The sequence below is a fragment of the Dyadobacter luteus genome (genome assembly GCF_003383615.1).
GTDB lineage: Bacteria > Bacteroidota > Bacteroidia > Cytophagales > Spirosomataceae > Dyadobacter > Dyadobacter luteus.
The window spans coordinates 61311-75787 of the sequence record NZ_QNUL01000015.1; the positions used below are offsets into that span (position 1 = coordinate 61311).

A 14477-nucleotide genomic window follows, 5' to 3' on the forward strand; every position below is an offset into this window, starting at 1 on the left:
CTTAATCTCTATACGCCTCTCCCGTCAGTTTGATAAATAGTGACTGCAAATCGCCAACCTTGTTTTCTGTTTTCAGCTCCGTCAATCCTCCATGAGCAATTACTTTTCCATGGTCAATCAACGCAATGCGATTGCAGAACTCTTCCGCTTCCGACATATGATGTGAAGTGTAGACAATTGTTGTGCCTGCCTGATTCAATTGCTGCAGATAACGTATAATTGCGTTTTTACTCTGAACATCGACGCCTACTGTTGGTTCATCCAGAAACAATATTCCAGGCTTGTGAATAATGCCAATCGCCAGGTTCACCCTCCGTTTCATCCCACCTGAAAAAGTACCTACAGCTTTGTCCGCAGCCTTTGTAAGACCCAGTACTTCCAGCAATTCTTCACGCCGCTCAACAAGATCTGTTTTTTTCAGGTTGTACATAGCGCCGAAATAATCCAGATTTTGCCTGGCTGTAAGCTCATGGTAAAAAGCATACTCCTGAGGTACAAATCCAATCAGACTTCGTCTTTCTGTATCAGAAACTTCTTTTCCTCTGTCATAAAAGTTGACTCCTCCGAAAGAATGTGGGATGATGCCGCACAAAATAGAAATCAATGTAGTTTTACCGGCACCATTAGGCCCAAGCAAACCGAAGACGTCCGATTCAAAAATATCCAGAGATATATCTGTAAGCGTGTTTTCTGAAGCTGATTTGTATTTGTGAGAAACCTGCTGAATCTCAATTGCCGGCGGTTGTATCATGCTCGAATCTTACTTCCCAAGGTTAAGTTTGGAAAGCTTTTGAAATGCCTCCTTTTCCACTTCCCGGATATTCACAAGCATATCGGCAATTTCTTCGAAATCCTTCTGTTCTGTAAGGCGTCCTTTATAAACTCCGGCCATTTTGATGGCACTCCCCCGCCACAAATCTCCCGCCCGTGTGAAGTCTTCTGAAAGATTCGCAAGACGATCGTCCTGTAACCAGGCCGCCGATTCTTCCAGGAACGCGCCATACAGAAAACGGAAACCTCCGCCACCCGTACCGATTTCTTCCTGCATACGCACGATTTGCCCGAGATATAAACTGGCCTTTTTGAGACCAAGTTTATCACGCCATTTTCTGATATGATTGGAGGTATGTCTGATACCATCCACACCAGCGAAGTTGCCGGGAATCCTTAACATATCCCTGACATTTCTCTTGATACCTGTTACGATACCTTTTCTGATCAGATCGTCATTAATTGCGCCAATGCGTTCAGGAAAATAAATATGACCCTTAGGCGCAAGCGGCCCTTGTGCAAATCGTACCCGGTTAAGTTCCTGAGCAGAAAGATGTGTTACATCTTCCATAATAGGGTCACTGATATTGTACTGATCACCTTCACGGCCGTATACAATCAGATTATGAGCATTGAAGTGAAAGCGGTATTCTTTTGGAAAATAGGTAAGATGAAATACACCTACCTGGCAACCTACAGGCACTCCTTCACTTATTTTCTTATCCAGAAAAAGCTGCGCTTTTTCCTGACTACTAAATTTCTTGCGACTTACTTCCACGCCAAGTGCCTTGCAGGTACGGGCGAAAATAGCACCCGGCATCGTCCTGAAAGAAATAGCAGGACCGTTGTTAATAGTAAGAAATGGAATTTGTATATAAAACAGCCCTGATCCCATACCAAACGCCAAAGGCTCTGTCATGAAATCAAGGCCGTGGTGACGAAGCAGAGCCGTTGTCACACCATTCTCACAGTGTGCGGCCTGAACGTGATGAAATTCTTCTGTCCGTATATCTGTATTCAATTGTTTAACCTTTAAAATTTTTCAATTCGTCTACAGTAATATCAAAGGCATTGGCATATTTTTGAAGCTTTTTATCACTAAGCTCCTTGAATACAGAAGGTTTCAGATGTCTTTTTATAAAAAAACTAAAAAAACCTGTATAACCTGCCAACACTGTAAGATCCATAAGCCGGAGTTCCATAAAATAGTATACCGGACTTTTCTCCCCGTTTGCCACAGCCTTCCGCGCCTCTTCTACCCTATCATTTACATTATCCCAGGCACTGTCAAGCGCTTCCTTCTTCACATCCCAGCCCTTACTCAGTGCTGTTTCATATTTCCCGTCTTCATTTTTGACATAGCAAAGTTCACGTGTTAAGCGCGACAATGCCCCCGGTTCTTGTGGCAAATCTTCCTTTTTCATAGTGAACGATTATTAAAACAGCATGAATCAGATAGAGAAATCGGATAACAATTTAATCAATTATTACTAGCAAACCGTTAACAGACAGAACATATATGAAAATCTTGAACTCTCCGGAACAGCGAGCAGCACCTTCTGACCCTTTTCAAGTTTACCACTCGCGAAAAGTTCTTCAACCATCATGTATATAGATGCCGCGCCAACATTTCCTTTAGTCGCCAGATTCGTAAACCATTTTTCCTTCGGAACCGGAATACCGTTTTCAATCAGTACATCTTCAATTTTACTTTCGAAGAAATAACTCGAAATGTGAGGGAGAAAATAATCAACATCATTCATGTCAAATCCTTTCTCTGTCAATATTCCCTTCAGGTTGGTGAAACCCAGTCTCACGATCTTCTCACTGAGCAATTTCACATCCTGCTTGATACCAAATACCGATTTGGACTGAATTTCCTCATTGGAATAGTCCTTAAAGCTTTTCAAAGTACCATCTTCCAGTTTATGCGCACCCTGATACATACAGGCTTCCTCCTCGTTGGCAAACGAACAACCTTCAATCCAGTCAATCCTGAGAGACGGTCCGGTTTCATTAGGCTTCCCTTCAATCAAAAATGCACCGGCACCATCCGAAAGCATCCAACGCAGAAAATCTTTATCAAAAGAAACATACGGGTTCTGCTCCAAGCGGATCAGTTCCTGCACTTCTTCTTCAAATTGCTCCGCCCTTAATGAGGGAGAAAAACGCTCTGAAGCAACTGCAATGGCCTTTTTCTTATCCTGAAGCTTTACCGACATATACGCATATTTCAACGCGTGCATACCTGCACAGCAAACTCCGGACGGAGAAACTACTTCAATCGAACCAGTTTCAGGTAACCAGCCATGAATCATGACGCCATGTGAAGGCATAAGCTGGTCGGGGCTGGAAGTTCCTGCACTCAGCAAATCTGCTTCTTTGATTTCACTCGTATTCTCAGAAAACAAACCTTTTACTGCCAACGCAGCCATTTCAGCGTTCGTATGAGTAGGCTGTCCCTCACGGGTATATGCATAGTAGCGGTTCTTTATTTTATTGTTTCTTAAAACAATTGCCTTCGATTTGGATGACTTACCGTTTATGAATCCCAGATATTCTTCCATCTCCTCGTTGGCAACGCCTTCGTTAGGAAGAAATTTGGAAACTCTGGTTATGTATGCTTCTGACATTTTAATAATGGTAATAATTAATAGGTTGATGATTTGCTGATCACTGGCTCAGTCTACACCATAATAATATTCTTTCGACTTCTTTATAGACTTCTGACTGAACGGGGCAATCAGTATAAAATACACGGTCAAAATGATCGGCGACGCGACAAACAGCGCAATCAGCAAATAGTATTTAAACAGATTAACGAAGAACGCACGCTTTTCAGCAGTAACACCTTTTTTCTTGATCAGGCTCGCCCATATTCTGAATATCTTCTTTCCTCTCATTTCGATAAACCAGATATCCGTCGGGATATCGATCAGTCCAAGAGAAAGGATTTTCTTTTGAAGCCCGTCAAAATTATTCTCGCTCAGTGCCTTGTTTACAATTACGCCAAATTTATCAGCGCTTTTGATATCCTGGTCGCTTACACCCGGAACGGGCAAAACACCCCATTTTCTCTCCTTTTTGCCCGTAAGCATCCAGTGAAAAATGGTAAGAACACTGATCAAATTCGGTTCGCGGTCCATAAGAGGGACGTTCCCAACGAGCTTTCCACCTGCATTGCGAATATACGCTTTGATACTTTCCTGAGAATTGAGCCACATATTCCTTCCGCCTATTACCGTAACAACCGGTGTTCTTTTCAGCTTTTGCTGAAAAGAAGGATCCTGTAAAATTGATGTTGCCGGAAGCGATGGTGATAAAAACCATGGCTGGTATCCGAACACGATCAAATCATATTTTTCAGATCCATACTGAATAGGCTTCAGAGCTACCGGTTCTTCATTCACACACTCAGGCATGGTATTGTAAAAAACTTCACTCGTCCACGGAAATGCAATGGGCTGCACTGGTTGTATGGCAACTCTTTCAATTTCTGCATTTTCAAAAGGGATCAAAAAATTGTCGATAATTTCGTTCAATTGTCCCGATTGAGAATAATTTATTACTAGCACCTTTTTCATTTGAACAAGCTAATATTTCAGATGCCTCTACCGCAAATCTACTGTTTTAATAATTTTTGAATCTTCTGCATAATTCCTGATCACCTTCTTTAAGTCTTCATCAAGCTTCTTAAAGTTGCTTATGATCAATTGTTTATCAGATTGTATATCCTTATTGTATTTTAAAATTCCCGGCGCGTGCTCCTGGATAGTCAACCGAATGAAACGATACTCTACGTTATCAGGATTCCGGCTAATCTCTGCTTCCAGCAACTTTGCTCCCGACTTGAAAGTTTTCACCTTATTCCCAGCCCCTTTCAAAAACTCCGCCTTCTTCATCAAAAGTGCACCTTTCCTGGCATTCTCCAGAGAAGTCAAACCTTCCGACTCCAGCTTTTCAAGTTCCAGGTTTATACCAGCTTCGGAGTGACCCGACAATGCCTTAAAAAAAGAACTCCTGTCCCTTCCTATACTTTGCAAGGCACAAAATAGAGTCAATAGCACAATCGTCAAACTAATCCTTCCTTTCATTCTCCGTCCTGAATCAATACTACAAAGATAGAAATTACCCGACACTATACATCAGCCCTTTTCCGGCACTCCAGAATCGAATGGTAGCTGTCCCCGATTAATGGATAGGTTTCTACCACTTCAAATCCCGACTCCTTCACAAGTTCCTTCATCACATCAATGCTGTACATTTTGCTGTTTCCGTTGGCCATAATGGTAAAGTACAAAGATGTAGCTACCAAACTGTACTCGGCAGCAGGGTACGCCTGGTTGTCAAAAAATGGTTCCAGGATATACAAAGTAGTGGTTTCAGAAGCCGCCTGATAGGCGTTTTTGAGTATCTGAACAATTTCTTCTTTTGAAAAACAGTCCAGAAACTGACTCATCCAGATGACATCGGGACCCTGAGGAATTTTTTGTTCTGTATTTAAAAGGTCAATTGCGTGAAAATCGATACGATCCAGCAGTCCCTTTTCTGTGGCATTTTGCCGCGCCACTTTTAACTGAACCGGCAAATCAAGTATTTTTATCCTCACATCAGCATCATGAGCACAGCAGGCAAAAGACCACTTACCTGTATTACCGCCCACATCAAATATCAGTTTAGGCTGATTTCTGAACACGATTTTTAAAGCTTCCGGAAATGCTCCGTCAGAATAATAATGATCAAAATCAAACCACGATTTTTTTGCAGGCTCCGGTAAAATAGAAAGTCCTTCATAAATCGTAGGCCAGTCACCCAGCACTTTCAATCCTTCCGGTTTTCCTTTCACAATACTATCCGTCATGGCCTTGGCACCCATATAGCAAACGTCGTTCATGAAGTTCACATTGATGCGCGTCATTTCATCTTTCAGAAGAAAAAATCCTATTTTCGTAATTTTAACTACCTTATTTTCAACCTCCAGAACGCCTATTACTGCGGCTGCTTCAATCAGCAAATTGATTCCGTATTCACTTACATCCAGTGTTTCTACAATGGTATCAATACTTACTCCTTTACGGTGCTTGTTGATAAACTCCAGAATACCCAGATCGCGAAGTGCAATCACAGACTGGAAGAACATGGGGCCAAAAGCTATTTTTTGCGCTTCATATTTGGCTTCAATCGCCGACAATTCCTTTTTCATTCGCTGTATTTATGGTTCCCTTATTCCTTGGCAGGCAGGGTTCTGTTTTTATATCTTCTTTTTAGCTTTTTCGTCTTTAAGTCGGATTCATACCATTGGATATAACCTCCCATCGTTCCTTTGAATCTCTGAAAAAAATGTTCCCGTTCCGACAATCTCACAAAATCTTTCCTCATCGCAAGAGCAGGATTTATTCCTGGTTCATCCATCTTCAACGACCGCAAAGTATCCAAAACCGTGGGTAAAAAACCAATAGGTAATTCGAACCGGCGTGCAAATTTAGACATATAACTGTTTTGGTACGGATCGGTGGCGAGCGCTACTTTGGTAAACCCCATATCGCGTGCCATGCAAAACGAGTAATACACATTTTCAGTACTGTGCTCTGCTTTTTCTTCTATGAAAATCCTGTCTTCGGCAACACCCATAGCAACAGCATATTGCTTCATAATTCTACTTTCAATATAGGGAGTCGCAACCGCTGAGCCTGAAAAAATAATATTTTTAGCATAGCCCTTCCTGTATAGAAAATTGGCCCAATGCACTCTCATTTTTACGACTCTGTCCCAGTTTTGCCCATTGTAAGGAAAGCCAGGCACTATTACTACATCGTAAGGTTGCTGACCGATTCCTTCTTTAAATGCCTTTTCTGCCGAACGAAACATCATTTTCGTACAACCGGTTGAGAGCAGAATAAGTAAGAGCAGTAAACCTAAATATCGGAATTTCACGCTGATTGGTTTCAAAATAAGGAAGCTGTGAGACGTCCAAAAAAGAAGAACGTTTCACAGCTTACAGGAAAACTTATTGTTCGTATCAGTTTTGAAAACCTGAAAATAGAAAACTATTTCCTATTTCTCATTATTTGGCAGCCTGGCTCCACTTCTTGTAATAGTCCGAACCTATGTTACCGTTGATCTTGTATACAGCTCCGGCCCAGTAGTTACGGAAGCCAAAACCAGCTGCTTTACCCTCTACTTTCTCAATCAGCAACACTTTACGTGTTGACAGATCAATGAATGTAACCCAAACAGTCATTTTTTCCAGGGTTTTATTCAGGCTCTCTACAACGTACACAACACCAACACCTTCTTTTTCACTCAACGCATATTTAGAAACCGCCTTTCTGGCCTGATCCTCGGTCAAGGTATAAGATTCGTTGATGATGTTATCAGCTACGTTCGCATTCTTGTTCTGTTTGATCATGTCCGCAACTTTTGCGCTGTATTGATCGGCTCTCAGTTTAAGCGGCTTTTCAAGAGAGAACTTCTTGGGTTCAGCCTCAATCAGCGTATTCCAGCTCACCATATGCTGATTCTGGATCGCATTCGGATCTGTAAAGCCCGGACTACCAATATACTTCGCATGCGTAAAATCCAATCCAAGAAAAACAACTTTTGCTTTTCCATTGAAAACATCAGCAAGAGTGTTTTGTGCGTAACTCTGCACGAAACTTAAAACCAGAAGGCCTGCAATAAAGAACTTTTTCATTTTATGTGTTTAATTCAATTAATCAGATGGCTATTTTAATTTTTTATCCAGAAACGCCGCTAAACTTTTGCCCGCTTTCGCATAAGATTCCGCTATGCGAACGCCGGTATCAAAGTCATATCCGCCAAATTGACCGCCCGGCACTTTTGCCAGAACAATTTCCGCCAGTTTTGCGGATTTGTTAGCAGATTCTACCAATTCTATTTCATAATCGACAGAAGCATTTTTACGCACAACGCCTACATTGAAACCCGGCTCCACAAACTTGGTCTTCACTATAAAGGTGTATTTTGTATCCGGCCGGCCATGCACAGCCGTGAGGCCTTTGTCCGCTAATCCTTTCGAAAACAACTCCTCGAACTTGGGCTCATATTTATTTTTACGATCATCTACCCAGTCTTTTTGCCAGGCATCTCCTTTGCCGGCTTCCTTGGCATTATACTCCGCAGCTTTCTTGTCGAGGTACTCCTTTTCCGTAGCAAACTTCCCTACACCGAAGGAAGAATAATCGTACTCAATGTTCACATTTTTTTCACCAGAAAGTGCATCCACACTCCCCGATTTCAAATCAACACGCTGAGCAAAGGAAACATCAGACAGGCACAAAGATACCACCGCAGAGGCAGCAAACACCAAAGATTTCATATTGTGAATTTGTTAGGAGTTAGAGACAAATCAAATATATATCAATTTTTCAGGTTTGCGTTTTTCCTGTTTGTATATTCTGAAATTGAGTTCTTGAGCGGTAATAAATTCAAGCTGCGGCGACACCCGAAGCTTAGATTTAAACAGCGAATGCAGCATTTCTCTGAAAGTTGGGTTGGATAAATTGAGTGGTAACAGAACCGTAATTTCGTCGTTACCGTATTCGTTCTTCGAAATCACAACCTGATACAATTCTATCTCCTTCACCATATCCAGCACATCGAAAATGGCTGGTGGAAATATCGTCGTTCCTTTGAATTTGATCATCTGCTGCTTTCTTCCCACCACCGGGCCCAAACGCTCGCTGGTTCTCCCACATTTACACGGTTCATAATATACATGACAAAGGTCTCCTGTTTTATAACGGATCAGAGGCATTCCTTCCACGCCAAGCGTTGTAACGACCACTTCACCTAATCCTCCCTCCCCCACTGCATTTCCGTCTTCATCCACCACTTCCAGTATCAACAGGTCAGGATTAACATGACCGCCATTTCCATATTCACATTCCGTGAAGGCTGCCCCCATTTCCGTGGATGCATAAGTAGAGTATAATTTGATATCCCATTGAGAAGTGATACGCTTCCCCAACTCGTTGTAGGTAAAATCGGCATTCCGGATAGGTTCTCCGATACAGATTACGGATTTCACACTTGAAGCTGCAAAGTCTATTCCGTTGGCCTCGGCGTAATCCAGCAATCTGGGAATGAAGGAAGGAATAGCAATTAACACCGTCGGAGAAAAACGCTGGATTGATTCCCATTGTAGAAACGGTGCCCCCGGCCCTACGCGGATCATTCCGGCTCCTATTTTCCGCGCACCCATCCAATAGGCCAATCCGGCCATAAAACGCTTGTCGATGGTGGTCATCAGTTGGTAAATATCATCCGCACCGCCACCAGCACAACGGAAAGATTCTGACTCATTAGTTGCCAGTCGTTCAATATCCGAATCCGTCAGATAAAAAGCAACCGGATCGCTCATGGTTCCAGAAGTCGTTACAAAATCAGCAATACGGCTTTTAGGGACGCATAAAAAAGCATCATTCTCACGCGCCAGATCATCCTTCGTAGTAAACGGAAGTTGTATCAGATCAGAAGCCGACTGAATCGTTTTGTAATCAATAGTATGTTCACTGAATATTCGCTGGTAATAAGGCGAGTGCCCGGCAACGTATTCGATAAGTGATGGTAATCGTGTATCAGGTATTTCGTTTTTCATGACTTGACTGTAATGTAATTATGCTTTGGCCAGCGAGTTTTTACAAGCCTCTATTTTATCAAGTATAATCTTTTTTTCGTTTTCCGAAGCCACTTCGTGCGTCAGCGAGCGCTTATAATAGGCAATTGCCTTCGGATATTCCTTTCGCGCTTCAAAGTAATTCCCTAATGCCATATAGGTCACATAGCTTTCCGGATTATTACTTATAAAATCCTTTTCCGCTGCTGCACTCAGGTCAAACGGAATGCCCAGCATTACAAACTTATTAATATGCTGCCTGGTGACTTTATAGGCCTCATACTTTTTGTAATCTGCCGTATTCAGGAAAGGATCGCTTTCTACAGTTAGCGAATCAATCGCATGAAATGTCTTCGCATTTCCGAAAACGTTATTGAGATCATAACAAATAAATACCCCTAACTGATACGGTGGCGTCGAAACCCAGATTTTAGCTTGTTCGGGCTTAAACAAAACACCATGATGTGCAATGAGTTGGTTCAGCGACTTGGCATTCCCATACCCGATAAACTTATCATTCACACCATTTTTATCCCGCAAAACTCCCGCAGCTTTTTTGATATCTATTGGAAAAGAACGGGAAAGTAATTCGTTCATACGCTCAAAACGATAGCGTGAATCGCTCGATTGTATGTTTTTTATATTGACCGAATCTTTCACGAAAGCTTTACTCTGATAGTGATTAGCACATACCAGCTGATCTCCTGCGGGCTGGTAAACGTCCATTTTGCCGGGAGACTTCTCAATAATCGCCGCATCGTGATCAGCAGCTGAGCCAATCAGTAATGATTCAGAAACGAAGGTCTCACTTTTTGCAGCAATTTTTCTCGCCTCTTCTATCGTTCCGGCATATTGCAAAATTTCCCGTGCTAACAAAGAAATAGGCTCTTTGGCTGCAAACGGGATGTCAGATTTTGAAGCGTTAAGTGTGACAGTGATCCCTTTTTCGTTCATGCCGGACACAACGCCTGTTAGCCCTGCCCAGGCGTAAGAAGCAAATTTGTAGCCCTTATCAGGATTCATGAATACGATCAGCTTATCCTCAGCAAATGCATCGCCCATGTAGAAGTCAAAATTTCTTCCGATCAGCAAGGATGAGTCAGCAGAGAATTGGTTCTTCACAGCAAAAGAAGTACAGCCCACCATGTTCAGGTCCGTAAGTGCATGACCAATATCATGCGCTGCGTGGTAGTTCAGTATGCGGTAATACTTAGGACCGATGTAGTTGTATTTGTCTGAAAAAGATTGGGAAGCGCCATATATTTCCTGCAGGTTTTCTTCAGGAATGTATTTGTAAATGTCTCTGTTGAACCACCCTACGAATCCTCTCAATATCTGCAAAAAGAAAGTATTCGGTATCATTTCATTGATCTGATTCACGAAATGTACCTCCTGCTTTTCCATCAGTTCCCTTGCCAGGATTCCGTATATCAGTCCCCTCTCGTACGGTGAGCCTTCCAGGTACATTTCCCAAATCCCGTGTTCATTTTTGCGCAGCCAGCAATTATCGACCTGGTAATGATTTTCACTTACCTGGATACGCTTATAGCTTGCGACAGTTTTGGCACTACCTATTTCCGGTGCCGGAATACGGATACACCAGATAAACAGAGCGAAAAGAAAAGCCATAAGCAGCAGGAAAATCAATAGGATCTTTCCGGCTTTCCTGACTACTTTATTTTTGATCAACATCATTTTTCAAATACAGAAACACACTTCCAAACAAACGCACCGGGCGCCGAATAAATCTCTTACACGAAAAACTTTTTCATATACGAGCTCTGGGAATAACTTTACATCAGTAACTCCGGTCTCCTACGGTGGTCAAAATTAGAAATAAATGGGTCTTGTCTATATAAAAAAAGTATCGAAAACTGCTCGGCTGGGTCTTTGGGAAATTACCGAAGCTGAAGATGTTCTCCGGCAACAGCTGACATTGACAGGCGAAGAGGAGACGGTGCTGGTGAACAAACGGAGCGAAAGGAAGAAAAAAGAATGGCTTGCGACCAGAAATCTTTTGCAAACCATGTTTCCTTACAATACCGGACTAAGCTATGACGCTCATGGAAAACCTTACTTAGTGAATAGTAAAGCGTATATTTCCATTTCACACTCTGCCGGGTACGCCGTAGTTTACATCGACAGCATAAAACCGGTTGGCATTGATATTCAGAAATTGAAACCTGATATCAGCAAGGGCGTTGCTTTTTACATGAATGATACCGAACTGAGCTATTTTGAAATCACGGACAACATCCTGCTCCATATTGTGTGGTCGGTGAAGGAGGCGGTGTTTAAATACCTCGGCGATCCGGAGCTTAATTTCAAGGAAGATGTGACTTTGTTACCTTTTGCCCGCAACCAATCTGGCACAATTCAGGTTAATATTTTACATTACAGTCAGAAACAAAGTATACGCGTGGAATACGAAGAATTCGGCGACTATATACTCACCAGAACACTCTGAAACAGCATCATTTATCCCTATGAAGTACATTCCTGAAACCTTTGTAAAACCTATCCTCAACTTACTTTCCTTACTTGCAGCATGGCCCACGCTGGCGCAGGTTCCTTCTCTCTCTTCCGCGGAAATCTTTCAGAATATCAAAAAACTGAATGTGGTAGGCTCCGTGCTCCACATAGCCGCCCACCCGGATGATGAAAACACATTGTTGCTGACTTACATGTCCAAAGACCAGCTGGTCCGAACCGGTTATCTGGCGCTTACCCGTGGCGACGGCGGGCAAAACCTGATCGGCGCAGAGCAGGGTTATAATATTGGTGTGATCAGAACGCAGGAGCTTTTGGGAGCACGTAAAATAGATGGTGCTCAGCAATATTTCTCCCGCGCTTATGATTTTGGATTTTCCAAAACGAGGGAAGAAACGCTCAATTTCTGGGATGAAAACAAAGTGCTGGGCGATGTAGTATGGCTGATTCGTAAATTTCAGCCGGATGTGATCATTACCCGCTTCCCGCCGGATCCGCGTGCAGGCCATGGTCATCATCAGACATCTGCTTATCTGGGAGAAAAAGCGTTTGAGATGGCTGCAGATAAAAAAGCCTTTCCTGATCAATTAAAATATGTAAAAACATGGCAGGCGAAAAGGTTGGTTTGGAATACATTCTCGCCGGGTTTCACAAACAAAGCACCTGCCGATGAGAAAAGCACCTATATATCGATCCCGATAAATGGTTACAATGCATTGTTAGGAACATCGTATTCCGAGATTTCAGCATTGAGCCGCAGTCAGCATAAAAGTCAGGGATTCGGAAGCGCACCTGCACGCGGAGAGCGGATTGATTACTTTCTGCATAAAGCGGGAGAACCTGCATCCAAAAGCGTTTTCGACGGAATCGACCTGACCTGGAAACGGATTCCAGGCAGCGGACAAGTACAGGAAACGGTTTCTGCTTTGATCAAAAATTATAGTGTAAATGATCCTAAGGCGTCACTTCCTGCTCTTTTACAACTGAACCGGCAACTGGCTAAACTCGACAGCTCTGACATCAATGTCAAATCTAAAATACAGGAAGTTCAGGATCTGATCATACAATGTGCAGGTTTGTGGTTTGAAAGTAATCCGGTAAGCTTTTCGGCAACGCCTGGCGATTATGAGAAGGTCAACATTGGTGTAGTCAACAGAAGCGGTTATCCGGTGAAACTGGTTTCCGTTCGCTGGACAGGCAGTAGCAAAGACAGTACACTGAATCTGAGCTTAAAAGAGGGAGACGAAAACCGGTTTGCGGTGAATCCGCTGATACCCAAAAATCTGAAGATTTCTCAACCTTATTGGCTTGAAAAACCCATCGTGAAAGGTATGTTTCAAATTGACGACCAACGCGACATAGGCTATCCGGAGAATCGTCCTGAAACGGTCACCACTTTTGTATTTGACATCGACGGACAACAATTTTCATATACCCGACCCTGGTTGTACAAATTTACCGACCCGGCAGAAGGCGAGATATATCGCCCGTTCGAAATACGTCCGGCTGTTACCGTCAACATCAGTGAACCTGTATATATTTTCGCCTCAGCAGCTGCCAAAACCGTGAATGTTACAGTTGAAGCACAGAAAGGCAAGGTAAGCGGAACCGTAAAACTGAATGTTCCTGCAGGATGGAAAACAGAGCCTGCCTCTACACCATTCAGTATTGAGGATAAAAACCAGGTTAAGAATTTCAGTTTTAAAGTGATTCCGCCTGCCAAAGATCAGGAAGTAGGTATGACGGCGTCGGCAGAAGTAGGCGGACAAACTTACACTAAATCCATCAGAACCATTTCTTATCATCACATTCCAAGCCAAACGATTTTCCCCGATGCCGAAGCCAAACTGGCCAAAATAGATGTACGTACCACAGTCAAAAACATCGGATACATTGCCGGCGCAGGCGACGATGTACCGACAGCATTGCGTCAGATCGGTTGCCAGGTAACCATGCTCGACGCTTCTGAACTGGCTAAAGATCTTTCTTCCTATGAGGCAATTGTTATTGGGGTACGTGCTTACAACACGGTTGGTTATTTATCTCATTACCAGTCCAAACTGATGGAATATGTCAAAAACGGAGGAACGATGATTGTTCAGTACACGATCCCGGGCAGCGTAAAAGTCGCCAATATCGGACCGTATCCGCTTACAACAGGCCGTGACAGAATTACAGAAGAAGATGCCGCTATCAAATTCCTGATTCCAAATCACACCTTGCTGAATCATCCCAACAAAATCACGCAAAAAGATTTCGATGGCTGGATTCAGGAGAGAGGTTTGTATTTTGGTCAGGATTGGGATAAAACCAAATATCAGGCTCTGCTGGCTGGAAACGATACAGACGAAACGATCAAAGAAGGAAGTTTGCTTTACGCGCAATATGGAAAAGGGCACTACATCTACACAGGACTTTCGTTTTTCCGCGAACTGCCTTCCGGTGTTACAGGTGCTTACCGATTGTTTGCCAACATGATTTCTGTGGGGAAAAAATAGTTTTCTATTCCTAAAATCCATTCCTCAATACCAAAAAAGAGACCGTCACCATTGAGCAGGTGACGGTCTCTTTACATTAC

General features: G+C 42.9%; 14 protein-coding genes. 2 read left to right on the forward strand and 12 right to left on the reverse strand.

Annotation, left to right across the window (positions count from 1 at the left end):
• Position 1 precedes the first annotated feature (1 nt).
• From DSL64_RS17670 to DSL64_RS17725, 12 genes are all read right to left on the reverse strand, one after another.
• A complete protein-coding gene (locus DSL64_RS17670) occupies positions 2-751 on the reverse strand; it encodes an ABC transporter ATP-binding protein (RefSeq protein ID WP_115832253.1) in 750 nt (249 codons plus the stop codon).
• A 9-nt stretch (positions 752-760) separates the two neighbouring features.
• The gene (gene darH / locus DSL64_RS17675; RefSeq protein WP_115832254.1) at positions 761-1792 is read right to left on the reverse strand and encodes a BtrH-related acyltransferase DarH; all 1032 of its coding nucleotides are present in this window, start codon (positions 1790-1792) and stop codon (positions 761-763) included.
• A 4-nt stretch (positions 1793-1796) separates the two neighbouring features.
• Positions 1797-2195 (reverse strand): flexirubin biosynthesis protein DarG, encoded by a 399-nt coding sequence (DarG, locus tag DSL64_RS17680; protein ID WP_115832255.1) that lies wholly within the window; start codon positions 2193-2195, stop codon positions 1797-1799.
• Positions 2196-2261: 66 nt separating this feature from the next.
• Positions 2262-3404 (reverse strand): dialkylresorcinol biosynthesis protein DarB, encoded by a 1143-nt coding sequence (gene darB, locus DSL64_RS17685; RefSeq protein WP_115832256.1) that lies wholly within the window; start codon positions 3402-3404, stop codon positions 2262-2264.
• A gap of 48 nt (positions 3405-3452) precedes the next feature.
• Positions 3453-4355, reverse strand: a complete 903-nt coding sequence (locus DSL64_RS17690; protein ID WP_115832257.1) for a hypothetical protein — start codon at positions 4353-4355, stop codon at positions 3453-3455.
• A 27-nt stretch (positions 4356-4382) separates the two neighbouring features.
• Positions 4383-4865, reverse strand: coding sequence for a hypothetical protein (locus tag DSL64_RS17695; protein WP_115832258.1), 483 nt, complete (start codon positions 4863-4865; stop codon positions 4383-4385).
• Between the two features lie 44 nt (positions 4866-4909).
• Positions 4910-5974 carry a methyltransferase gene (locus tag DSL64_RS17700; RefSeq protein WP_115832259.1) on the reverse strand — a complete coding sequence of 355 codons (1065 nt, stop codon included), beginning with the start codon at positions 5972-5974 and terminating at the stop codon, positions 4910-4912.
• A 20-nt stretch (positions 5975-5994) separates the two neighbouring features.
• Complete coding sequence (locus DSL64_RS17705; protein WP_115832260.1) at positions 5995-6642, reverse strand: YdcF family protein; 648 nt, start codon at positions 6640-6642, stop codon at positions 5995-5997.
• A 193-nt stretch (positions 6643-6835) separates the two neighbouring features.
• Complete coding sequence (locus DSL64_RS17710; RefSeq protein ID WP_115832261.1) at positions 6836-7465, reverse strand: hypothetical protein; 630 nt, start codon at positions 7463-7465, stop codon at positions 6836-6838.
• Positions 7466-7495: 30 nt separating this feature from the next.
• Complete coding sequence (locus DSL64_RS17715) at positions 7496-8110, reverse strand: hypothetical protein (RefSeq protein WP_115832262.1); 615 nt, start codon at positions 8108-8110, stop codon at positions 7496-7498.
• A 30-nt stretch (positions 8111-8140) separates the two neighbouring features.
• On the reverse strand, positions 8141-9391 hold the full coding sequence (flxY, locus tag DSL64_RS17720) for a flexirubin biosynthesis putative acyl-CoA ligase FlxY (protein ID WP_115832263.1): 1251 nt from the start codon (positions 9389-9391) through the stop codon (positions 8141-8143).
• A gap of 18 nt (positions 9392-9409) precedes the next feature.
• Positions 9410-11104 carry a C45 family autoproteolytic acyltransferase/hydrolase gene (locus tag DSL64_RS17725; RefSeq protein WP_229217127.1) on the reverse strand — a complete coding sequence of 565 codons (1695 nt, stop codon included), beginning with the start codon at positions 11102-11104 and terminating at the stop codon, positions 9410-9412.
• Positions 11105-11249: 145 nt separating this feature from the next.
• Between DSL64_RS17725 and DSL64_RS17730 the strand changes: the two genes are divergently transcribed.
• Positions 11250-11876, forward strand: a complete 627-nt coding sequence (locus DSL64_RS17730) for a 4'-phosphopantetheinyl transferase family protein (RefSeq protein WP_115832265.1) — start codon at positions 11250-11252, stop codon at positions 11874-11876.
• A gap of 19 nt (positions 11877-11895) precedes the next feature.
• Complete coding sequence (locus DSL64_RS17735; protein ID WP_115832266.1) at positions 11896-14397, forward strand: PIG-L family deacetylase; 2502 nt, start codon at positions 11896-11898, stop codon at positions 14395-14397.
• Positions 14398-14477 lie beyond the last annotated feature (80 nt).

Excerpts from the sequence above, each read along its gene's own strand:
- DSL64_RS17670 (WP_115832253.1), bottom strand. The coding sequence starts at position 751 with ATGATACAACCGCCGGCAATTGAGATTCAGCAGGTTTCTCACAAATAC.
- DarG (WP_115832255.1), bottom strand. The coding sequence starts at position 2,195 with ATGAAAAAGGAAGATTTGCCACAAGAACCGGGGGCATTGTCGCGCTTA.
- darB (WP_115832256.1), bottom strand. The coding sequence starts at position 3,404 with ATGTCAGAAGCATACATAACCAGAGTTTCCAAATTTCTTCCTAACGAA.
- DSL64_RS17690 (WP_115832257.1), bottom strand. The coding sequence starts at position 4,355 with ATGAAAAAGGTGCTAGTAATAAATTATTCTCAATCGGGACAATTGAAC.
- DSL64_RS17695 (WP_115832258.1), bottom strand. The coding sequence starts at position 4,865 with ATGAAAGGAAGGATTAGTTTGACGATTGTGCTATTGACTCTATTTTGT.
- DSL64_RS17700 (WP_115832259.1), bottom strand. The coding sequence starts at position 5,974 with ATGAAAAAGGAATTGTCGGCGATTGAAGCCAAATATGAAGCGCAAAAA.
- DSL64_RS17705 (WP_115832260.1), bottom strand. The coding sequence starts at position 6,642 with ATGATGTTTCGTTCGGCAGAAAAGGCATTTAAAGAAGGAATCGGTCAG.
- DSL64_RS17710 (WP_115832261.1), bottom strand. The coding sequence starts at position 7,465 with ATGAAAAAGTTCTTTATTGCAGGCCTTCTGGTTTTAAGTTTCGTGCAG.
- DSL64_RS17715 (WP_115832262.1), bottom strand. The coding sequence starts at position 8,110 with ATGAAATCTTTGGTGTTTGCTGCCTCTGCGGTGGTATCTTTGTGCCTG.
- flxY (WP_115832263.1), bottom strand. The coding sequence starts at position 9,391 with ATGAAAAACGAAATACCTGATACACGATTACCATCACTTATCGAATAC.
- DSL64_RS17725 (WP_229217127.1), bottom strand. The coding sequence starts at position 11,104 with ATGATGTTGATCAAAAATAAAGTAGTCAGGAAAGCCGGAAAGATCCTA.
- DSL64_RS17730 (WP_115832265.1), top strand. The coding sequence starts at position 11,250 with ATGGGTCTTGTCTATATAAAAAAAGTATCGAAAACTGCTCGGCTGGGT.
- DSL64_RS17735 (WP_115832266.1), top strand. The coding sequence starts at position 11,896 with ATGAAGTACATTCCTGAAACCTTTGTAAAACCTATCCTCAACTTACTT.